The organism is Arthrobacter sp. KBS0702, from assembly GCF_005937985.2.
In the GTDB taxonomy this organism is placed as follows: Bacteria; Actinomycetota; Actinomycetes; order Actinomycetales; family Micrococcaceae; genus Arthrobacter.
In genome coordinates this window covers 568,291-587,522 of record NZ_CP042172.1, presented here as the reverse complement: position 1 = coordinate 587,522, position 19,232 = coordinate 568,291, and the positions used below count along the sequence as shown (strand labels likewise).

The following is a 19,232-nucleotide window of genomic DNA, read 5'->3' as shown; positions in this document are numbered from 1 at the left end:
AGCCTAGTCGTCCAGTGTGGCCAAAGCCTGCTGCAAATCGGCCCACAGGTCCTCGACGTTTTCAATTCCGACGCTCAGCCGGACCAGGTTGTCCGGCACGCTGGCAGGCTCCGCAGTGTGCCGGCGCCGGCGCTCGATCAGCGATTCCACTCCGCCCAGCGACGTGGCCGGCAGCCACAGCTGCAGGGCCCGGATCATCCGGTCGGCGGCGTCCGCGCCGCTCAGGCCGGCCTCAGCCACCGGCGCCATTTCGATGCACAGCACGGAGCCGAAGCCCCGCATCTGGGCCTTGGCCCGCTCGTGGCCGGGGTCTGTGGGGAGTCCCGGGTAACGGATGGCCCCGACCCGCGGGTGCCCGCTCAGTTGTTCAGCGAGGAACGCCGCGGAGGCCTGCGAGCGCTCAACCCGCAAGGCAAGGGTGCGCAGACCCCGCAGGGCCAGCCACGCCTCGAACGGCCCGGCGATCCCGCCGTGGATCGTGCGGTGGTGCAGCAGACTCGCGTGCACTTCGGCGTCGGAGGTCACCAGGGCGCCCAACACGACGTCGGAGTGGCCGGACAGGTATTTGGTGACCGAGTGCAGGACGACGTCGGAGCCCAGGCTGAGCGGCTGCTGCACGAGCGGGGTGGAGAAGGTGTTGTCGGTGACCACCAGGGCCCCGGCCGCGTGCGCCGCCGCGGTGAGCGCACGGATGTCGGCCACGCCGAGCATCGGGTTCGTGGGGCTCTCCAGCCACAGCATGCTGGCCGGTTTGCCCCCGACGGGCGCCAACTGCTCGAGCACGGCGTCGGTGTCAGCGATGTCCACGGTGCGCAGCTCTAGCGCGCCCTTCTGCGCCAACTCCGTCGCCATCACCAGCGACCCGGCGTAGCTGTGGGACGGCATCACCAGCACCCCCTGCGCCGGGACCAGGGACAGCGCGGAACTGACGGCGGCGAGACCCGAGGCATACAGCAGTCCCGGGAGCGCCGCGCCTTCCAGCTGCGCCAGGGCCTGCTCGAACGGGTCCCAGGTGGGGTTGGAGTAGCGTCCGTAGCCTCGGTCGCCCGGGCCCAGCGGGCCGGTGCCGAAATAGGTCGAGGAGAGCACGATCGGCGGGTTGACCGGGGCGTCGCGTTCGCGCGGCGGCCTGCCTGCGGCCACCACAAGGGTTTCGGCGGAGAGCGTGGCGACCTGTTCTTCGGAGAGACTCATGGACACAGGGTACTTTGGAGCCGCGCCGGGCCGGAAAGGCGTTACTCGCAGGCCGCCATAGTGTCGGTGATTGTCGGTACGCTAGAGCAGTGACTATCGAGACTCCCGGCCCGTTCCCCGGACTGTTCATTGCCTTCGAGGGCGGCGACGGAGCCGGCAAGTCCACCCAGGCCGCGGAACTCGCCCGGGCGCTGGAGTCACGCGGGTTGACGGTGCTGCGGACCAGGGAACCTGGGGGCACCCCGATTGGCGAGAAGCTCCGGTCCCTCGTGTTGGACCATGGCCACGGCCACATCGACGCGCGCACCGAGGCCTTGATCTTCGCGGCCTCCCGCGCCGCCCATGCCGCCCAAGTCATCCGGCCCGCGCTGGAACGGGGCGAGGTGGTTTTGACCGACCGGTATATCGACTCCTCGGTGGCCTACCAGGGCGCCGGCCGCGACCTCGGCACGGACGCGGTCCGCGAAGTCAACGACTGGGCCACCTCCGGCCTGCAGCCGGACCTCACGGTGCTGCTCGACGTCGACCCGGCCGACGGACGACGGCGGCGCACCGCCGGGGACACCCCGGAGGACCGCCTCGAATCGGAGGCCGACGAATTCCACGCCAAGATCCGCACCGCCTTCCTGGCGCTGGCGGCGGCCCGGCCGGAGCAGTACCTGGTCCTCGAGGCGCACCTGCCCGTGCCGGAGCTGGCCGCCCGGATCCTGGAACGCGTCGAGGCCTTGCTCGCGCTCCGCCAAGGCAGCTCGGCATGAGTGTCTGGGACGACCTCCAGGGCCAGCCCGCCGTCGTCGCCCAGCTGCGCCAGGCCGCCGAGGGTGACGGGCTGACGCACGCCTGGCTGTTCACCGGGCCACCGGGCTCCGGCCGCTCCAACGCCGCGAAGGCGTTTGCCGCGGCCCTGAACTGCGATCAGGAAGACGTGGCCCGGCGGGGCTGCGGCGTGTGCCCGGCGTGCCGGACCATCGTGGGCGAAACGCACTCCGACGTCACATTTGTGCGGACCGAGAAAGTCACGATCACCATCGACGAGGCCCGCGAACTGGTCTCAACCGCGGGCAACCGGCCCTCCTCCGCGCGCTGGCGCATCATCGTCGTCGAGGACGCGGACCGCATGGCGGAGCGCACCACCAACGTGCTGCTCAAGGCCATCGAGGAACCCACGCCCCGGACCATCTGGATGCTCTGCGCCCCCTCCCCCGCGGACGTTCTTGTCACCATCCGCTCCCGTTGCCGACCGGTGGCGCTGCGCCTCCCGCCGGCCGCCGACGTCGCGGCCCTCCTGGTCAAGCGCGACGGCGTGGACCAGGACGTCGCCGAACGCGCGGCCCGGGCCGCGCAAAGCCACGTGGGAATCGCGCGCAGGCTGGCCCGGGACCCGGAGGCCCGAGAGCGCCGGCTGGAGACCGTGCGGTTCCCGCTGCAGCTGCGCGGCATCACCGCGGCCGTGATGATGGCGGACAAACTGGTCAAAATCGCCACCGAGGAGGCCAACAGCTCCAACGACGAGCGCGACGCCGCGGAGAAGGCCGCGCTGCTCGCCACGCTAGGCGCCCCGGAAAGCGGCCCGCTCCCGCCGGCCATGCGCGGCCAGGTCAAGCAGCTGGAGGATGACCAGAAGCGGCGCGCCAAGCGTTCCGTCACCGACTCGCTTGACCGCACCCTGACCGACCTGTTGTCCTTTTACCGGGATGTGCTGATCATCCAGATGGGGAACGCCGTCGAACTGGTCAACGTTGAGCTGAGGAGCGAACTGCAGGACTTTGCCGAACGTTCCACGGCCGAGGTAACGCTTGCCCGCATGGACGCCATCAACAAGGCCCGCAAGCGGATTACGACCACCAACGTGGCCCCGCTGCTGGCGATAGAGTCCATGGCCGCCAGCCTGATCTGACCCGACACCAACGCTCGACCCGCCTCGCTTCGCACAGTTCCACATCCCAAGGAGAACCGCATGACGTCACCAGCACCACGGCCCGCAGGCCACCGACCCGTGGACCGCGGGGTGCGGGCGGCCGGCGCCCTGGCCCTGGGCCTGGTGCTGGCCCTGGTGTTGTCGTCCTGCACCCTCTTCGGCTCCGGTGACGGCGGCTCCAAGAGCGCTCCGGCCACGTCCGACCCCGCGATCGCCGCCGCCGCCCCCGCCGAGCTCCGGAAGTTCTACTCCCAGCAACTCAGCTGGACGCGCTGCGAGGGCAGCTTCCAGTGCGCCAAGGTCAAGGTGCCGCTGGACTACAGCAAGCCCGACGGCGACACGATCGAAATCGCGGCCATCAAGCTGGCCTCGAAGGGCGGCAACAAGAAGGGCAGCCTGCTGGTCAACCCGGGCGGCCCGGGCGGCTCCGGCTACGACTTCGTCAAAGACGCCGGCACCACAAACATCTCCGAAAAGGTACGTGCGAACTACGACGTCGTCGGCTTCGACCCGCGCGGCGTGAAGCGATCAGCGCCCGTCACCTGCCTCACCGACCAGGAGCGCGACGCCTCCCGCGCCAAGGTCTACAAGCTGGACACCGACGCCGGGCTGGCCGAAACCCTCAAGGACAACAAAGTCATTGCCGCCAAGTGCGCGGAGAAGACCGGGCCCGTCCTGGCCCACGTGGACACCGCCAGCGCCGCCAAGGACCTGGACGTCCTCCGCGGCGTCCTCAACGACGCGAAGCTCAACTACCTCGGGTACTCCTACGGCACCTTCCTCGGCTCCACCTACGCATCCCTGTTCCCGGACAACGTGGGCCGGATGGTCCTGGATGGCGCGATGGACCCTTCGCTGAGCAATGAGGAGTTGACCGCAGGCCAGGCGAGGGCTTTCGAGAAGGCCATCCACGCCTATGTGACCCAGTGCCTCCAAAACAGCGGCTGCCCGTTCAGCGGCACCCCGGACGACGCCGTCAAACAGATCCAGGACATCATCGCTTCCGTCGAAGCGAACCCCAAGCCCGCCAAAGACGGCCGGGTGGTGAACGCGTCCATGTTCGTCAGCGGCTTCATCCTGCCGTTCTACAACTCCGACAACTGGCCCGTGCTGACCCAGGCCCTGGACAGCGCGATGAAGGGCGACCTGTCCCCGATGCTCCGGCTGTCCGACTTCGGCGCGGACCGGGAGCCGAACGGCACCTACTCGGCCAACTCCACGTTCGCCTTCACCGCCGTCAACTGCCTCGACTACCCGATGTCCTCCGACACGGCCGCGATGCGCGCCGAGGAACAGCACCTCCGCCAGCTCTCCCCCACCCTGGGCTACTACTTCGCCTACGGCGGCACGAGCTGCAAGGACTGGCCTTACAAGAACGTGCGCACCCCGGCGCCGGTCGAGTACAAGGGCTCGACCGAGATCGTCGTGGTGGGCACCACCGGCGACCCGGCAACGCCGGTCGAGTGGGCCAGCGCCCTGCGCAAGCAACTGGGCACGGCCTCCCTGCTGACGTGGAAGGGCGAGGGCCACACCGCCTACGGGCGGTCCAACAGCTGCATCGAGAACGCCGTGGACGGCTACCTCGTGGACGGAAAGACCCCGGCGGACAACACCGTCTGCTGACCGACGACTCACCTCCGGAGGCCGCCCCGCGGCCCATTTTGACCCGGGCGCGGGGACTCCATTACAGTTGTCTCTTGCATGATCCGCCCGGTTCGCCGGGGTTTCACGCGGTTGCTTCCTTAGCTCAGTCGGTAGAGCGTCTCACTCGTAATGAGAAGGTCATCAGTTCGATTCTGATAGGAAGCTCGAGAAGAACCCCGTGTTTTCGCTGATACAGCGGCTATGCGGGGTTTTTTGTTGGTTGCAGCGAGTATGGACGAATGAGACCGGGGTCTACGGCCGGCCTCGACGAAGCCCGGCGCGAGATCGGGCTACGGCGCCAGCAGTGCACAGACATCCGTCACCGATCCCGGGCCGGTGATTCCCCCGTTCGGGTAGTCCGGAGCGTTCAAGGACCAGCTCACCTTGCCGACGGTGAGGAACAGGCCGCCTGGATAGTCGCCGTGCTGTGGATCGCTGATCAGGTTTCGACCGGTCCCTGTGATGACAATGTCGAACTCAGGACTAAGAACAATCGACCAACTGATACTGCCGTTCAGCGAAAGACTTATGACCTTCGATGTCGGTGCTGGGCCTGTCAGGGTGGCAGTAGAAGCAGCGGCCACGCCGGTGAAGAGCTTCAGACGCTTCTTTGTGCCGGAAGCAACTGGAGCGTCGATCCACTTAGCCTTGCCCGTGTAAACGGCGTCGACCTGGAAGCCCGGGCAGTCGAGAGTTTCCGTCGTCGGCTCGACTGGGATCGGTGGCGCGGCGGCGGCCGAGCCCGATCCTGCGAAAAGGGCGAACAAAAAGGCAACGGGTATCAGTACGCGTTTCATGAGGATGCTCCTTCGTGGATGGCGAAAAAGTCCCCCCATGGGAACGGGAAAATCCCTGACAAATGTCCGCGCATCATAGGCCTGCGGCGCGGGGCCGGCAAGGGTGGGCGCTACCTGCCCGAGGAATCCTGTGGCAGGCAGACACGCGCGGTAGGCCCGGGGCAGCGGCCGTGCGGGGGCACTTCGACACGGACACGCCGTGTTCTGAGTGGCAATCGGCCGGAAACGGACCCAAAGGCGCCCCGGACGGCTGCGAAGGACCGCCAGCCAGTCGCCCGCCCTTGTCAATCCCCGCGACGTCCGCGACTCTTGGGACATGGACCGGCCTGAGCGAGAGGTGCCCGTACCCTCCGGGCCGCGCACATCCCCGGCCCAGGCCACAACGCCGGGGCGGGCCCGCCGTCCCTGGGGCGCGGTGGTTGGTTTCGGGCTGGTCAGCCTTGCCACCGACGTCGTCTCCGACGGCGCCCGGCCCCTAGCGGGGCCGCTGCTGGCCCAACTTGGCGCCTCCGCGCTGCTGGTGGGGCTCGTCACGGGCGGGGCCGAGGCCGCGGCGCAGGGCTTGCGGGTGATTTTCGGGCCGTGGGCGGACCGCACCGGTAAGTATTGGACGTTCACGCTGGCCGGTTATGCCCTGACGGCCCTCTGCGTCCCGCTCCTTGCCTTCGCCCCGGCCGCCGGCGCCGCCGGGCTCGGAGCGGCCTCGGTGCTGATCATCGGCGACCGTGTGGGCAAGGCAGTGCGGAGTCCGGCAAAGACGGTGCTGCTGGCCTCAGCCGCCAAACACGTCGGGCGGGGCCGGGGGTTCGCCGTACACAAGTCCCTGGACCTCACCGGCGCGCTGCTCGGACCGGTGATAGTCGCGGCCGTGCTGGCGGCCACCGGTCTTATCTCCGCCGCGTTCGCGGTGCTGGCCGTGCCGGCCGCGGCAGCGCTGGCGCTGCTACTCTGGCTGCGTCGCCGGCTCGCGGCGCCCGACGGCGAGGGTTCCGTTTCCGCCCCCGGCGGCCGGCTCGCGGCGCCCGACGGCGAGGGTTCCGGCGGCAGCGATGGCAGCGACGGCGCCCGCGCCCCGACCGCACCGGCCGGCAGGCCGGCGTCATTGCTATCCGGAGTATTCCTGCCCTTTGCGGTGTGCGCCTTTTTCTGGAGCGCGGGGCTGGTGGCGTTCGGCGTCATCTCCTACCACCTGACCACCGCGGCGGCAGTCGCGGCTCCGGTGGTGCCGTTGCTCTACGCCGCGGCCATGGGCGCGGCGGCGCTCGGCGCCCTCGGCAGCGGCTTCCTCTATGACCGGGCGGGGCCGGCCGTGCTGCTCTCCCTGCCCGTGCTGATCGCCGCCGTCCCCGTGCTGGCGTTCTCCACGGGCATCGGCCTGGTGCTGGCCGGCGTGGCCATCTGGGGCGCCGCGACCGGGATCCAGGACTCCACCGTCAAGGCGCTGGTCGCTGACCTCGTACCGGAGGCACGGCAGGGATCAGCCTACGGAGTCTTCGCGGCTTTCGAGGGAGCCGGTGCGCTGGCCGGGGGCGCCCTCTACGGTGCCCTCTACGAGGCGCGCCCCGCCCTGATCGCCGCGGTCGCGGCGTTGCAGGCCGTTGCCTTGATCCTGCTGCTGATGACGGTGCGGCGGGCGCGTCCAGCTTGGCAGCGGAACGCGCCGGCTCGGTCAGGGCAGCGCTAGCGCGCCCAGACGGAGGCCGCGCCGGAATGCCCGGTGATGACGCTCTGATAGAGGAAGAACGCCCCGGCCAGGGCTCCGGCAACCAGCAGTGCCACCCGGAGGACGCGGTTTTCCCGCAGCGGCCCCAGGAAGGCGAAACGCCGCCCGATCGGTTCAAAGCTGACGATTATCATCGCCGCGACGATCACGAAGAAGATGACCGAGACGACCTTCAGCACGTCACCCTGCTCCGCATGTTCCCGGACCAGTTGCGTAGCCGGACGGGCCTTCTGCAGCTGCTCGCCCGCCTGCGCAGTGACGAGCGCGACCGGGACCAGCCCCAGCGAGAGAACACCCAGCGGCCAGGCCAGGTACCTCCGCCAGCGGGTTACGGCCGCGTAGGCGATGGCGGCGAGGCCGGCGATCGGGCCAAGCACCACAACGGCGTGGACCAGAAGGATGTGGGCCGGGAGGCCGCCTATTTCAATCACGTGGAATCTCCTACGGTGGACGTGTGCTGCGCGCCCCCGGCGCGGGGGCCGGAGCTTCTATGATTCTTGCATGGCAAACCGTGAGCTGGCGGGCATCGCGGCACAGCTCTATGCGCTGCCGTTCGATGATTTCATCGCGGCCCGCACCGGGGAGGCCAAGTCGCTGCTCGGCGAGCAGCGCGCGACGCCCGAGCTGCGCTCCCGCGCCGCGGAGGTGCGCGCCCTCCCGAAGCCCTCGGTGAGCGCCTGGGCCGTCAACATGCTCGCCTGGCACCGGCCCGAAGCGCTCCGGGAAGTGGCGGAGCTGGGGCTCGCCATGCGCCAGGCGCAGGCAGCCCTCGACGCCGCAACGCTCCGCCGCCTCGCCGGGGAACGGCGGACGCTGCTGGCCGGCGCGGTCGAGGAGGCCCGCGCGGTGGCGGAGCAGCAGGGCCGGAAGATCAGCGCTGCCATCGCGACGGAAGTGGAACAGACCCTGCGTGCCGCCACGGCCGACGAGGGCGCTGCCGCGGCCGTCCGGAGCGGGTGCCTGCTCCGGGCGCTCACCGCCGACGGGGTCGACGTTGTGGACCTCGACGGCGCCGTCGCCCTCCCGGATGTCCCCGGACCCGCCGTTCCAGCCGGGCCTCCGACGACGCCGGCTCCGGCAGGGGCGGTGCCGTCGCAGGGATCGGTCCGTCCGCCTTCGGCGCCCCAGCCGCGGTTGCGGGCCGTCGGGCAGGAGCGGCCGGAGCCCGGTCCCTCCATGCGGGAGCGTGCCCGAGCCGCCCTGGAGCAGGCGTCCGAGGCCGCCCGCTCCAGCACGGCGGAAGCTGACCGAGCGGCCGGTGAGCTGGGCGAGGCCGCCGCCGCTGCCGAGGCCCTGGCGGAGGAGGCTGCCGGGCTCAGGGAACGGTTGGCGCAGGCCGAGACGGGGCTGCGGCAGGCCCGGAAGCGCTTGGAGCAGGCCTCCGCGGCAGCACAGCAGGCCGCCCGGGCCGCGGACAAAGACCGGCGCCGGGAAGACCTGGCCCGGGAACGGGTGCTGCGGCTGGGCAACACGCCGGGCGGCTGACCGCTGACTGTCAGAGGCCGGTTGCAGACTTGAAGTATGGAACAGCATCAGGATGTCCCGGCAGTCCATCAGCCAGCAGTCCATCAGCCAGCAGTCCATCAGCCAGCAGCTAAGCAGCCACCGACCCAGCAGCCGGCAGCCCAGTACTGGGAAGTCACCTATCTGGACACCGAGTGCGGCCGGGTGCGCACCGAATCGTTCGACGACGCCGCGGCGGCGGAACGCTTCGCCAGCCACCGGGTCCGGGACGAACACGGCTGGGCCGTCGTCGACGTCGTGCGCCCGCGGGAGGGCCGGGCAGCCGCCTGAAGATGCAAACAGGGCCCCCACCCGAGGGTGGAGGCCCTGCCACAACGAGGCTGCTTAGGCGAAGTCGGAGACCGCCGGGTCCGGACCGATGCGGCCGGCGCCCTCTGCGCTGCGGTCGAGGCCGTTGATGGCCTGCACGTCGGTCTCGTCCAGGGTGACATCCAGGGCCGCGTAGTTTTCACGGATCCGCGACTCGGTGACCGACTTGGGGATCACGACGTTGCCGATCGCGAGGTGCCAGGCGATGACCACCTGCGCGGGCGTGGCGTTGTGCTTAGCCGCGATCTGGGAGATGACCGGGCTCTCGAGCAGCTCCCCGCCCTGGCCCAGCGGCGACCAAGCTTCGGTGAGGATGCCCTTGGAGGCGTTGAACTCGCGGAGCTCGGCCTGGTTGAAGAACGGGTGGAGCTCCACCTGGTTGATCGCCGGCACAACACCGGTTTCGTCGATCAGGCGCTGCAGCCCTTCCTTGGTGAAGTTCGAGACGCCGATCGTCTTCACCCGGCCCTGCTTCTGGAGCTCGATGAGCGCCTTCCAGGTGTCAACGTACTTGTCCTGCTTCGGCTGCATCCAGTGGATCAGGTACAGGTCCAAGGTCTCGAGGCCGAGACGCTCCATGGATTCCTCAAAGGCCTGGAGGGTGGACTCATAGCTCTGGTCCGCGTTCCAGAGCTTGGTGGTGATGAAAATTTCCTCCGGCTTGAGGCCCGAGCGCTCGATCGCGCGGCCCACCCCGGCCTCGTTTCCGTAGATCTTGGCGGTGTCGACGTGCCGGAAGCCAGCCTCGAAGGCTTGGACAACCACCTTCTCGGCGACGTCGTCCTCTACCTGCCAGACGCCGTAACCGAGCTGCGGAATGGTGTTGCCGTCATTGAATGTCAGTTCAGGTGAAGAAGTCATCCATCCATCCTGCCAACGGGAGGCCGGTCAGGCCAGTGTTTTCCGCCCGGCTAAGCTAGGCGCTTAACCCGGAATACGCAGCCTCAGCTGCCCGCGGCCGCCTCGGCTAGGCGCCGTTCCGCGTCGCCGACGTGCTCCACGACGGACTCCGCTCGGCGTCGAACGGAGGCTGCACCGACCGGAACCGGCCCGACGGCGAGGCGGAGCATGGCCGCCGCCTCCGCCGTCATGGCCAGTAAGTTGCCCGCCGTCGAGAGCGAGCGGTGCACGCCGGCCAGGGCGCCGGGGATGTCGAGGCCGTCGCTGGGCGAGCGGCGCTGGGCTTCCATGCAAATCTGCCGGACCCGACCGGCAAGATCGGAGAGTTCGTTGGCGATCTCGACCAGTTCGGCGTACAGCGCCTCGTCCTCGACGCCTTCGAGCACCTGGTGGTAGCGGTCCAGCCCGCGCAGGAACCGGTCGTGGGCGCGACGCCACAGGCCCTTGCCGAGTTCGGCGTCGTCCTTGCGTCCCTGCCGTGCGGCGCTGAAGAATCCCAACGGTGTCCTAGAGGTACTGGCCGGGACCGTGGTCCGGATCGGCGGGCTTGGCGGGCTGCGAGGGATCGTCGCCGGGCTGCGGCTCAGCGGCACGCTGGGGCTCGCCGTTTTCGCCGATGATGACGCCCGGCGCGATCATGGTGCCGGGCGGCAGCTGGCGGAGCTGCAGCTGGGCGGCCGCGTGCTCGCGGGCGGCGTGCTGGGCCGCGATGGCTGTCTGGATGCCGTGGAAGAGCCCCTCGAGCCAGCCCACGAGCTGGGCCTGGGCGATGCGCAGTTCGGCGTCGGAAGGGGTGCCATCCTCGGGGAACGGCAAATGGATCCGCTCGAGTTCCTGGACCAGCTCGGGCGCCAGCCCGTCCTCCAGTTCCTTGATCGAGCGCTCGTGGATTTCCGCCAGCCGGGCCCGGGCCGCGTCGTCCAGCGGGGCGGACTTCACTTCGTCCAAGAGCTGTTTCATCATGGTGCCAATCCGCATCACCTTGGCCGGTTCGTCCACCAGATCCTGGAGGTGGCTCGCCCGGCTGCGCGGGGCCGGACCGCGGGAATCGAGCAGCCGCGGACTTTGTCCCCCGCTAAACGCTCCGGCCTCGTCCTGCGGCGCAGCGGTCGTCGTAACGCCCTCCACCGGGGCGCCATCCGGGGCCGTGTCGCGGCCGGGCTGAGTGTCTTTCGGATCGCTCATGGCTTCATACTCTCACGCGTCGGCGGTAAGTGACGGGGTGCGTGACGCCCGGGTCCAGGCCCGCATCCTGCCCGGAAACAGCAGGGGGCGCCGCCGGGAACGGGTGTTCCCGGCGGCGCCCCCTGCAGGGAGTTAGCCACTCGGCGCTGGTGCCAGATGCGGTCCGGTGCCGGCACCTAGCAGCAGCGGCCTTGCGGATTGTTGTCCTGGCGGTCCGTGTGGTCCCGCCAGAAGTCCCGTTCGCACATCGGCGGGCCGTCATGGCCCGAGGCCCGGTGGTGCTCCAGATACTTCTTGTAGGCATCGGCTCCGAGAACCCCGCTGAAGTAGTCGGCAAAGCCCCGGAATCCCGCGAGGAACGCGTTCATGGCGGCGATCCTCAGTGCCGGGCGGAGTGTTCGAGCCGCTGCTCTGCAGGCAGTTTCTTCCACTCCGCGTCCAGCTCACGCTCCGCCGCGGTGGGGAAGACGCCGGCCGGTGCGAAGACACGGGACGGCTGGGCCGGATCCTCGAACTCCACATTGGCGATGCCTGCGGCGGCGTTGCGGTACGCCTTGATGGCCGCTATTACCGCCGTGATGATGACGATGATGCTCAGCACCACGAAGATCACCGAGAGCCAGCCCTGGATCATCGTGTTGCGGACCACAGCTTCCATCGCGGCCTGCGTCTTGGCCGTGCCGAAGGAGGTCTTGCCCTCGGCCAGCGCCTTGGCGAAAACCGCGTTGTTGGCGAAGTAGCCGACGGCGGGCACCGGAGAGAAGATCTTGTAGAAGCTCGCGGTGATGGTGACGACGGCCGCGAAGGCCAGCGGCAGCGCCACGATCCAGAGGTACTTGAAGGTGCCGCGCTTGGCCACGATGGCGAGGACCACCGCGAGGGCGATGGCCGCGAGCAGCTGGTTGGCGATGCCGAACAGCGGGAACAGCGTGTTGATGCCGCCCAGCGGGTCGGTGACGCCCATCAGCAGCACCGCTCCCCACGCCAGCACCATGACCGCGGTGGTCAGCCAGGCCCCCGGACGCCACGAGTGGTCCTTGAACTTCGGGACGAAGTTGCCGATCGAGTCCTGGAGCATAAAGCGGGCCACCCGGGTGCCGGCGTCGACCGCCGTGAGGATGAACAGCGCCTCGAACATGATGGCGAAGTGGTACCAGAACGCCATCATGGCGGTGCCGCCGATGAACTGCTGCATGATGTGGGCCAGGCCCACGGCGAGGGTGGGAGCGCCGCCGGAGCGGGAGATAATGCTTTGCTCGCCGACGTCCTTGGCGGTCTGGGCGAGTTCACCGGGGGTGATGTTGACCCCGGCGAGGCCCAGGCTGTTGACCCACTGGGCGGCCGATTCCACGGTGCCGCCGGTCAGTGCAACCGGGGCGTTCATGGCGAAGTAGATGCCACGGTCAATGGAGATGGCTGCCACGAGCGCCATGATGGCGACGAAGGACTCCATCAGCATGCCGCCGTAGCCGATGAGGCGGGTCTGGCGTTCCTTTTCGATGAGCTTCGGCGTCGTGCCGGAGGAGATCAGGGCGTGGAAGCCGGAGAGGGCGCCGCAGGCGATCGTGACGAACAGGAAGGGGAACACGGCGCCGGAGAAGACAGGGCCGTTGTCGCGGCTGGCGAACTCGCTGAAGGCCGGGACGTTGATTTCCGGACGGACCACGATGATGGCCAGTGCCAGCATCACGATCACGCCAATCTTCATGAAGGTGGAGAGGTAGTCCCGGGGCGCGAGCAGCAGCCAGACGGGGAGGATCGCCGCGATGAAACCGTAGATGATCAGTCCCCAGGCGATGGTGACCTTGTCCAGGTGGAAGACCGCGGCGCCCCATTCTGTGCCTGCCACGGCGCCGCCGCCGATGATGGCGGCCATCAGCAGCACGAAGCCGATGATCGAGACTTCCATGACCTTGCCGGGGCGGAGGTAGCGCAGGTAGACACCCATGAACAGTGCGATCGGGATGGTCATGCCGACGGAGAACACACCCCAGGGGCTTTCGCCGAGGGCGTTGACGACGACGAGGGCCAGGATGGCGACGATGATCACCATGATCAGGAGGGTGGCAACGAGGGCTGCGGTGCCGCCGATCACGCCGAGTTCTTCGCGGGCCATCTGGCCCAAGGACCGGCCGCCGCGGCGCATGGAGAAGAACAGCACCAGGTAGTCCTGGACTGCACCGGCGAGGACGACGCCGATGATGATCCAGATAGTGCCCGGCAGGTAGCCCATCTGGGCCGCAATGACCGGACCGACCAGCGGTCCGGCGCCGGCGATGGCGGCGAAGTGGTGGCCGAACAGGACGTTGCGGTCAGTCCGGACGTAGTCCTTGCCGTCGGCCTTGTATTCGGCCGGGGTGGCGCGGCGGTCGTTCGGCTTGGTGATGTAACGCTCGATTACCTTGGAGTAGAAGCGGTAGCCGATCAGGTAGGTGCAGACCGAGGCGAACACAAACCAGATCGCGTTTACCGTCTCGCCGCGGACGATCGCGAGCATAAACCAGGCGACGCCGCCCAGCAGCGCGATTGCCACCCAGAGGCCGATTTTCGCAGGTGTCCATTTGCGCTCTTCCGCTTCACGGACGGTCTCGTCGATGGCCGTGGCCGGAAGCCCCGGTACCGGTGTGATCCCGTCGTCGAGTTGTGCGGTGTTTAGCTTGTTTAGCCCGCCATCTGGCATTGTGCCCATGTCTCCTCCTTGAGAAACCCCATCTAACAGATCAGCAGTCAGACCTGCCCCATGGCACCCTACCAACAGGCGTTCGGATGGACACGGCCCAGCCGCCCGGCGCGCCTGTCCGCTCGCCGAGCGGTGTCCGATGCGCGGTGGGCGGCGTCACAGTGGGGCAGGCTGTCAGGCCGGTCCGGCCAGCTGCATCAGCCGGGCTTCGCAGAGGTCCAGCCAGCGGACCTCTGCCTCGGTCTGGAAAATGAGTGAATCCAGGACCAAGAGACGCGCCGTGTCGGTCGGGCGCGGATGCACGGCGGCTTCGCGCCGGGACTTGGTGTACTCCTGCAGGGCCCGGATGGAGACGGCGCGCTGAGCCTGGATAAGTCCGCCGACGTCGACGGCGGGGAGTGTGAGGGCGAGCGCCAGCTTGATGGCGAGTTCGTTGCGGGGCGGATTGGCGCGGCCCACAGGTGAGTGGAACCACTCCCGGACCTGGGCTTGGCCTGCCTCGGTAATGCTGTAGATGATGTGGCCCGAGCCGTCGCCGCCGTCTTTTTGCACAAGGCCGTCGCGTTCAAGGCGGTCCAGGGTGGTGTAGACCTGCCCGATGTTGAGGGGCCAGGACGATCCGGTGCGGTCCTCGAATTCGGTCCTGAGCTGGTACCCGTAGCGGGGCCGGTCCTGCAGCAGCGCGAGAAGGCTGTGGCGGATAGACATGGTGCTCCCGAGGGTAGCAGGACGACGGCATACACGCGCCCCAAGACGCGTGTATACCGCGCATGGAACTACATTATCGTCATTAGCACCGGGTCGCCGCCAAGCATATGCCAACCGGGGCATGTAATGCGTCACACCGGGGGAAGGTGCCTTGGACTAGGTGACGAGCAGGACCTTGCCCACGTGCTCGCCCGAATCGAAGTAGCGGTGGGCCGCCTGGACCTGGCCCAGCGGGAAGGTCTTGGCCACCAGCGCCCGGATCCGGCCATCGGCGAGCATCGGCCAGACGGCGTCGCGGACCGCGTTCATGATGACCGTTTTTTCCTCCACGGGGCGCGGACGGAGCGCGGTGGCGATGATGGCCGCGCGCTTGCGGAGCAGCACGCTCAGGTCCAGTTCCGCTGTGGTGCCGCCCTGCAGCCCGATCACGACGAGCCGGCCGTAGTCTGCGAGCGCGTCCACATTCTGCCGGAGGTACTTTGCCCCGACGACGTCGAGGATGACATCCGCGCCCTTGCCGCCGTTTTGGGCGCGCAGGCTCTCGGGGAAATCCTCCACGGTGTAGTTGATGGCGATGTCGGCACCGAGGAAGGCCTTCGCGGTACCAACCTTCTCGGCGGTGCCTGCTGTGGTGGCCACCCGCGCACCGAGGGCTTTCGCCAGCTGGATAGCCATGGTGCCGATACCGCCGGTGGCCCCGTGGATAAGTACGGTTTCCCCGGCCTGCAGCTGCGCCGTCATGACCAGGTTGGAATAGACAGTGGCCGCGACTTCCGGCAGCGCCGCGGCGGTAACCAGGTCCACGCCGTCGGGAATCCTCAGCACCTGGCCGGCTGGAACCGCCACCTGTTCGGCGTAGCCGCCGCCGGCGAGAAGGGCAACGACTTTGTCCCCGGCGGAGAAGGGCTTGGTGACGCCGGGGCCGAAGCCGGCGATCCGACCGGACACTTCGAGACCCGGGATCTCGGAGGCGCCGGGGGGCGGCGGGTAGAACCCCCGCCGCTGCTGGACGTCCGCCCGGTTAAGGCCTGCGGCCACCACGTCAATCAACACCTCGCCCGGGCCCGGAACGGGCGGCGGCACGTCGCGGAGCTCCAGGGCTTCCGGGCCGCCGGGCTCAGAGATGTAGACAGCCTTCATGGCGAACTCCCGATTCCTTACTGGTTTTCGTGCGGGCAGGGCGCCGCCCCGCACACGGTGCGGACAACGCCTGTCTCCAGAGTAGGTGCCCGAACCGGCGTCGTCTGCGAGCGCCGCCGGTTTTTGTGGCTCCTGACCGGCTATGAAAGACTACTCGTTAGGGAAGGTTGTCCGAGCGGCCGATGGAGCTGGTCTTGAAAACCAGTGTGCGGTAACCCCGTACCAAGAGTTCGAATCTCTTACCTTCCGCGGGCGCGCAGTGTTTGCGCGGTTTTGAGGCCGGTTGGGCCGATCGAAAGATCGGCCCCGCCGGCCTCACCTGTCTGCCGTGCCATCCGTCCCGCCCGTTTCCGCCCGGCCCATAACGGCGGCGGCAAACGCTGCGGTGGTCGCCATGACGCGGGATTCGCCGCAGCGGGTGCAGGTGATGGCGAGGGCAAGGGTCTTCTGCCGGGCGTCCAGAACCGCGACTGAGCCTGCCAGGAGGTGCCTGTCGCTGTGGCAGGACGCGCACCACGGCTGGCGGCCCCGGGGTTGGTGCGCGCCATCCGGCCGGTACGTGCCGGCGGTGATGGTCACCCGGCTCAGACCAGTCCCGGGTAACTGGACAGGATGTAGTCCGTGGCCGCGGGACCCTTGATGCGCAGGTGCGTGTGTCCGGGACGGATCTTCTTCTCTTTCATGGCCGCCCAGAAGGCATCTTCGGACCGGGGCACAGCCCGGGACAGGAAACACCAACTCGTGTACACGCCATAGAGGCAATCCCGTCCGAGGACGGAGCCGGAGACGCCGTCGATGGTGGTGGCTTCGTGAAGGAACTGGTCATACTGCGAATCTGCCATGGGAGGCTCGTTTCCGCTGGGTGCTTTGAATGCCGCCGAGGGCTACAGCAGCTGACGCTTGAACGCAGCGCACGGGGCGCCAAGCGGAACCCGGCCGCCGAAGCTCGGCAGACCGGGGATGAGGCATTGTGGAGAGGCGGACTCGGACCACCCTCTACAACGTAGACTGTAGGCGTAGACTTCGTTGTATGCAAGCTCGCTGAATCACCTTCCGAGGGTGGCCTCCCGTTATGGCCGGCCCCGGACCGACAGGATCGGAACCATGTCCTCCGCAGAAAAGCCGCCGCCCACCCCGGCCGCCGGCAGTAACCCGCCGCCCGGCACCAAAAAACGCCTCAGCCGGGAGCTTGTGCTGTCCGCGGCGTTGGCGCTGGTCGATGCCGAGGGACTCGACGCACTCACCATGCGCCGGCTCGGGCAGGAACTCGGCAGGGACCCAATGAGCCTGTACCGTTACGCCGAAAACCGCGCGGCCCTGCTCGACGGCGTCTCTGAGCTCGTACTGAACGAATTGGACATCGTCCCCGATGACCCGGACTGGCAGGCGCAGCTCCGGCGCATCGCCCACGGCTTGCGCGGCCTGGCGCTCCGGCACCCAAACGTCGTACCGCTGCTCGTCACCCGCCCGCTGTCCACCCCGCTGGGCCTGCGCCCCCTGGGCACGCTGCGACCGCTGGAACAGATTCTCTCCCTGCTGATCGAGGCCGGCTTCGCCCCGGCGGATGCGCTGCATGTCTATCGCGCCTACTACGGCTACCTGTACGGCCACATCCTCAACGAACTGCAGGAGTTCATCGTGGACCCCGAAGAGAACGAAGCCCTCCTCCGTCTTGGCCTGCACCGGTTGCCGCCGAAGGAATTTCCGCACATCCGGTCCCTCGCCCCCGTGCTCGCAGACTACGACGGGATGGCCGAATTAGACGAAGGCATCACGATCCTGCTCGCGGGTCTGGCGGCCCGCCTCTCCCCCGGGCGGGGACGGCCACAACCCTGAACCGGGTCTAACTGGCCCGGCCGCACTCCCGGAGAACCCCCGGCAGTGCAAAGATGAGGGATCACAGCACTTCTCACGGCGCTTTGAAGCGAAGGGGACGGCTCATGGCAGTGAACGACAGTTTCAGGATCGTTGTTGGAGTGGACGGTTCGGAGCAATCCCGGGCAGCCATGGACTGGGCGGTCGAGGAAGCCCGGCTGCGCCACGGCGAGATCCTGGCCCTTACGGCGTGGAACTTCCCCTACGTCACTGACGCCCTGGGCCAGGCCTGGGATTACGAGGTTTTCCAGTCAGATGCCCGGGCCATCCTCGAGGAGGAGCTTGCCCGCGTAGGAAACTCCGGGGTGAAGATCACGGGACGCCTGGTGCAAAGCAGTCCTGCCTCGGCGCTGGTGGAAGCCTCCCGGGACGCCGAGCTAGTGGCCGTGGGCTCGCGCGGCCATGGCGGATTCACCGGCATGATGCTCGGTTCCGTGTCGACTCAAACGGTCCACCACGCCCACTGCCCGGTGCTGGTGTTCCGCGAAGGAACCGCGGTTAGTGCCCAGCCGTCACCCGGCGGGTGACGGAGGCGGAGGCGGCGCGCTACGGCGTTCGTCGTCGGCGGCTCCCTGGTCAGCCCGTACCAGATCGGCGTTAGAATTCCTGCATGACACCGCAGGAGCTAGCCAACCTGGCCCACCTGCGCCGGGCGCGGGACCTGATCGACCGCGGCTACGCCCGGCCCCTCGACGTGCCCACCATGGCCGCCGGCGCGCTGATGTCCCCGGCGCACTTTTCCCGCCAGTTCAAGGCCGCCTACGGCGAGACGCCGTACAACTACCTCATGACGCGGCGGATCGAACGCGCCATGGCGCTGTTGCGGGCCGGCGCCAGCGTAACCGACGCCTGCATGGAAGTCGGCTGTACCTCACTGGGTTCGTTCAGTTCGCGGTTCACCGAAATCGTCGGAATGACTCCCAGCGCCTACCGGGACCGGGAGCACCGTGCGGTCAAGGCCATGCCGTCCTGCGTCGCCCGGCTGCACACGCGGCCGCCGCGCAAACCGAGCAGGATTGAAGAAGCACTGGCAGTGCCGCTCCCCTAGCGTGGGAGTCATGAACATTTCATTGCAGTACGCACAAATCACTGTCAACGACCTTGACGAGTCGCTCGCCTTCTACCGCGACGTACTCGGCCTGGAGGTACGCAACGACGTCGGCTCGGACGGGCACCGCTGGGTCACCCTTGGCAGCGCGGCCCAGCCGGATCTGGAGATCGTGCTTTCGCCCCCGCATGCGGGCCGCTCGCAGGACGACGGCGACGCGCTCCAGCAGCTGCTCACCAAGGGCGTCCTGCCCGTGATCGTGTTCCGCACCGACGACCTGGATGCCACCTTCGAGGCCGTCCGTTCCGCCGGCGCCGAAGTCCTCCAGGAGCCCATCGTCCAGCCGTGGGGGCCGCGCGACTGCGCCTTCCGCGACCCGTCCGGCAACATGGTCCGCTTCAACCAGGCCTGACAGGAAGCAACGACTCGGTGCCGGTCAGCCCATGCCCGGCAGTCTCCAACTAAGCTCGGGCACTTTCTAAATCCTTTGGAAAAATTGCTGTAAGAAATACCGGCCAACCGCTTCCCACGCGGCTACTGGCCGGTATTCTTTTTGAATGCCCGGGCCAGGGGAAAGGCCGGGGCGT

The 19,232-nt window shown here is 68.3% G+C and carries 22 protein-coding genes and 2 tRNA genes; 12 read left to right on the top strand and 12 right to left on the bottom strand.

What is annotated here, in order from left to right:
- Nucleotides 1-3: 3 nt before the first annotated feature.
- Nucleotides 4-1,194 carry a PLP-dependent aspartate aminotransferase family protein gene (locus FFF93_RS02790; RefSeq protein WP_138767422.1) on the bottom strand — a complete coding sequence of 397 codons (1,191 nt, stop codon included), beginning with the start codon at nt 1,192-1,194 and terminating at the stop codon, nt 4-6.
- A gap of 89 nt (nt 1,195-1,283) precedes the next feature.
- On the opposite strand from FFF93_RS02790, the gene tmk reads away from it, so the two are divergent.
- The 4 genes from tmk (at nt 1,284) to FFF93_RS02770 (ending at nt 4,921) form a co-directional block, all read left to right on the top strand.
- Nucleotides 1,284-1,952: a dTMP kinase gene (gene tmk, locus FFF93_RS02785; protein WP_138767423.1), complete on the top strand. Its 669-nt coding sequence runs from the start codon at nt 1,284-1,286 to the stop codon at nt 1,950-1,952.
- On the top strand, nt 1,949-3,091 hold the full coding sequence (locus tag FFF93_RS02780; protein WP_138767424.1) for a DNA polymerase III subunit delta': 1,143 nt from the start codon (nt 1,949-1,951) through the stop codon (nt 3,089-3,091). Before tmk ends, FFF93_RS02780 begins: the two co-directional genes overlap by 4 nt.
- Before the next feature lie 60 nt (nt 3,092-3,151).
- Nucleotides 3,152-4,735: an alpha/beta hydrolase gene (locus tag FFF93_RS02775; protein ID WP_138767425.1), complete on the top strand. Its 1,584-nt coding sequence runs from the start codon at nt 3,152-3,154 to the stop codon at nt 4,733-4,735.
- 113 nt (nt 4,736-4,848) lie between these two features.
- Nucleotides 4,849-4,921 (top strand) — tRNA-Thr (locus tag FFF93_RS02770).
- Between the two features lie 125 nt (nt 4,922-5,046).
- Here the strand turns inward: FFF93_RS02770 and FFF93_RS02765 are convergent.
- A complete protein-coding gene (locus tag FFF93_RS02765; RefSeq protein WP_138767426.1) occupies nt 5,047-5,553 on the bottom strand; it encodes a hypothetical protein in 507 nt (168 codons plus the stop codon).
- 316 nt (nt 5,554-5,869) lie between these two features.
- On the opposite strand from FFF93_RS02765, the gene FFF93_RS02760 reads away from it, so the two are divergent.
- Nucleotides 5,870-7,237: an MFS transporter gene (locus FFF93_RS02760; protein ID WP_138767427.1), complete on the top strand. Its 1,368-nt coding sequence runs from the start codon at nt 5,870-5,872 to the stop codon at nt 7,235-7,237.
- Here FFF93_RS02760 and FFF93_RS02755 read toward each other — a convergent pair.
- On the bottom strand, nt 7,234-7,707 hold the full coding sequence (locus tag FFF93_RS02755) for a DUF2231 domain-containing protein (RefSeq protein WP_138767428.1): 474 nt from the start codon (nt 7,705-7,707) through the stop codon (nt 7,234-7,236). The two genes, FFF93_RS02760 and FFF93_RS02755, sit on opposite strands and share 4 nt — an antisense overlap.
- A gap of 70 nt (nt 7,708-7,777) precedes the next feature.
- Here FFF93_RS02755 and FFF93_RS02750 point away from each other — a divergent pair, with 70 nt between their 5' ends.
- Nucleotides 7,778-8,761, top strand: a complete 984-nt coding sequence (locus FFF93_RS02750) for a hypothetical protein (RefSeq protein ID WP_138767429.1) — start codon at nt 7,778-7,780, stop codon at nt 8,759-8,761.
- 36 nt (nt 8,762-8,797) lie between these two features.
- Nucleotides 8,798-9,070: a hypothetical protein gene (locus FFF93_RS02745; RefSeq protein WP_138767430.1), complete on the top strand. Its 273-nt coding sequence runs from the start codon at nt 8,798-8,800 to the stop codon at nt 9,068-9,070.
- 54 nt (nt 9,071-9,124) lie between these two features.
- Here the strand turns inward: FFF93_RS02745 and FFF93_RS02740 are convergent, their stop codons facing one another.
- From FFF93_RS02740 to FFF93_RS02710, 7 genes are all read right to left on the bottom strand, one after another.
- Nucleotides 9,125-9,970 carry an aldo/keto reductase gene (locus FFF93_RS02740; RefSeq protein WP_138767431.1) on the bottom strand — a complete coding sequence of 282 codons (846 nt, stop codon included), beginning with the start codon at nt 9,968-9,970 and terminating at the stop codon, nt 9,125-9,127.
- Between the two features lie 83 nt (nt 9,971-10,053).
- Nucleotides 10,054-10,509, bottom strand: coding sequence for a hypothetical protein (locus FFF93_RS02735; RefSeq protein ID WP_138767432.1), 456 nt, complete (start codon nt 10,507-10,509; stop codon nt 10,054-10,056).
- A 7-nt stretch (nt 10,510-10,516) separates the two neighbouring features.
- Nucleotides 10,517-11,194 carry a bacterial proteasome activator family protein gene (locus FFF93_RS02730; protein ID WP_138767433.1) on the bottom strand — a complete coding sequence of 226 codons (678 nt, stop codon included), beginning with the start codon at nt 11,192-11,194 and terminating at the stop codon, nt 10,517-10,519.
- Between the two features lie 176 nt (nt 11,195-11,370).
- Nucleotides 11,371-11,562, bottom strand: a complete 192-nt coding sequence (locus tag FFF93_RS02725; RefSeq protein WP_138767434.1) for a YbdD/YjiX family protein — start codon at nt 11,560-11,562, stop codon at nt 11,371-11,373.
- Between the two features lie 11 nt (nt 11,563-11,573).
- Nucleotides 11,574-13,883 carry a carbon starvation CstA family protein gene (locus tag FFF93_RS02720; protein ID WP_138767435.1) on the bottom strand — a complete coding sequence of 770 codons (2,310 nt, stop codon included), beginning with the start codon at nt 13,881-13,883 and terminating at the stop codon, nt 11,574-11,576.
- 165 nt (nt 13,884-14,048) lie between these two features.
- Nucleotides 14,049-14,582 (bottom strand): PadR family transcriptional regulator, encoded by a 534-nt coding sequence (locus tag FFF93_RS02715; RefSeq protein WP_138767436.1) that lies wholly within the window; start codon nt 14,580-14,582, stop codon nt 14,049-14,051.
- Nucleotides 14,583-14,738: 156 nt separating this feature from the next.
- A complete protein-coding gene (locus tag FFF93_RS02710) occupies nt 14,739-15,722 on the bottom strand; it encodes an NAD(P)H-quinone oxidoreductase (protein WP_138767437.1) in 984 nt (327 codons plus the stop codon).
- 161 nt (nt 15,723-15,883) lie between these two features.
- Here FFF93_RS02710 and FFF93_RS02705 point away from each other — a divergent pair.
- Nucleotides 15,884-15,971 (top strand) — tRNA-Ser (locus FFF93_RS02705).
- Nucleotides 15,972-16,037: 66 nt separating this feature from the next.
- Here FFF93_RS02705 and FFF93_RS02700 read toward each other — a convergent pair.
- The gene (locus FFF93_RS02700) at nt 16,038-16,301 is read right to left on the bottom strand and encodes a hypothetical protein (protein WP_138767438.1); all 264 of its coding nucleotides are present in this window, start codon (nt 16,299-16,301) and stop codon (nt 16,038-16,040) included.
- Between the two features lie 5 nt (nt 16,302-16,306).
- The gene (locus FFF93_RS02695; protein ID WP_138767439.1) at nt 16,307-16,564 is read right to left on the bottom strand and encodes a hypothetical protein; all 258 of its coding nucleotides are present in this window, start codon (nt 16,562-16,564) and stop codon (nt 16,307-16,309) included.
- A gap of 262 nt (nt 16,565-16,826) precedes the next feature.
- Here FFF93_RS02695 and FFF93_RS02690 point away from each other — a divergent pair, with 262 nt between their 5' ends.
- From FFF93_RS02690 to FFF93_RS02675, 4 genes are all read left to right on the top strand, one after another.
- Nucleotides 16,827-17,558: a TetR/AcrR family transcriptional regulator C-terminal domain-containing protein gene (locus FFF93_RS02690; RefSeq protein ID WP_138767440.1), complete on the top strand. Its 732-nt coding sequence runs from the start codon at nt 16,827-16,829 to the stop codon at nt 17,556-17,558.
- Nucleotides 17,559-17,662: 104 nt separating this feature from the next.
- Nucleotides 17,663-18,124 (top strand): universal stress protein, encoded by a 462-nt coding sequence (locus tag FFF93_RS02685; RefSeq protein WP_138767441.1) that lies wholly within the window; start codon nt 17,663-17,665, stop codon nt 18,122-18,124.
- 83 nt (nt 18,125-18,207) lie between these two features.
- A complete protein-coding gene (locus tag FFF93_RS02680; RefSeq protein ID WP_138767442.1) occupies nt 18,208-18,645 on the top strand; it encodes a helix-turn-helix transcriptional regulator in 438 nt (145 codons plus the stop codon).
- Nucleotides 18,646-18,655: 10 nt separating this feature from the next.
- On the top strand, nt 18,656-19,057 hold the full coding sequence (locus FFF93_RS02675) for a VOC family protein (RefSeq protein WP_138767443.1): 402 nt from the start codon (nt 18,656-18,658) through the stop codon (nt 19,055-19,057).
- The last annotated feature ends 175 nt before the right edge of the window (nt 19,058-19,232 follow it).

Coding starts and splice junctions, on each gene's coding strand:
- FFF93_RS02710 (WP_138767437.1), bottom strand. CDS start 15,722: ATGAAGGCTGTCTACATCTCTGAGCCCGGCGGCCCGGAAGCCCTGGAG.
- FFF93_RS02685 (WP_138767441.1), top strand. CDS start 17,663: ATGGCAGTGAACGACAGTTTCAGGATCGTTGTTGGAGTGGACGGTTCG.
- FFF93_RS02690 (WP_138767440.1), top strand. CDS start 16,827: ATGTCCTCCGCAGAAAAGCCGCCGCCCACCCCGGCCGCCGGCAGTAAC.
- FFF93_RS02715 (WP_138767436.1), bottom strand. CDS start 14,582: ATGTCTATCCGCCACAGCCTTCTCGCGCTGCTGCAGGACCGGCCCCGC.
- FFF93_RS02680 (WP_138767442.1), top strand. CDS start 18,208: ATGACACCGCAGGAGCTAGCCAACCTGGCCCACCTGCGCCGGGCGCGG.
- FFF93_RS02725 (WP_138767434.1), bottom strand. CDS start 11,562: ATGAACGCGTTCCTCGCGGGATTCCGGGGCTTTGCCGACTACTTCAGC.
- FFF93_RS02675 (WP_138767443.1), top strand. CDS start 18,656: ATGAACATTTCATTGCAGTACGCACAAATCACTGTCAACGACCTTGAC.
- FFF93_RS02765 (WP_138767426.1), bottom strand. CDS start 5,553: ATGAAACGCGTACTGATACCCGTTGCCTTTTTGTTCGCCCTTTTCGCA.
- FFF93_RS02775 (WP_138767425.1), top strand. CDS start 3,152: ATGACGTCACCAGCACCACGGCCCGCAGGCCACCGACCCGTGGACCGC.
- FFF93_RS02760 (WP_138767427.1), top strand. CDS start 5,870: ATGGACCGGCCTGAGCGAGAGGTGCCCGTACCCTCCGGGCCGCGCACA.
- FFF93_RS02750 (WP_138767429.1), top strand. CDS start 7,778: ATGGCAAACCGTGAGCTGGCGGGCATCGCGGCACAGCTCTATGCGCTG.
- FFF93_RS02730 (WP_138767433.1), bottom strand. CDS start 11,194: ATGAGCGATCCGAAAGACACTCAGCCCGGCCGCGACACGGCCCCGGAT.
- FFF93_RS02695 (WP_138767439.1), bottom strand. CDS start 16,564: ATGGCAGATTCGCAGTATGACCAGTTCCTTCACGAAGCCACCACCATC.
- FFF93_RS02790 (WP_138767422.1), bottom strand. CDS start 1,194: ATGAGTCTCTCCGAAGAACAGGTCGCCACGCTCTCCGCCGAAACCCTT.
- FFF93_RS02740 (WP_138767431.1), bottom strand. CDS start 9,970: ATGACTTCTTCACCTGAACTGACATTCAATGACGGCAACACCATTCCG.
- FFF93_RS02780 (WP_138767424.1), top strand. CDS start 1,949: ATGAGTGTCTGGGACGACCTCCAGGGCCAGCCCGCCGTCGTCGCCCAG.
- FFF93_RS02720 (WP_138767435.1), bottom strand. CDS start 13,883: ATGGGCACAATGCCAGATGGCGGGCTAAACAAGCTAAACACCGCACAA.
- FFF93_RS02745 (WP_138767430.1), top strand. CDS start 8,798: ATGGAACAGCATCAGGATGTCCCGGCAGTCCATCAGCCAGCAGTCCAT.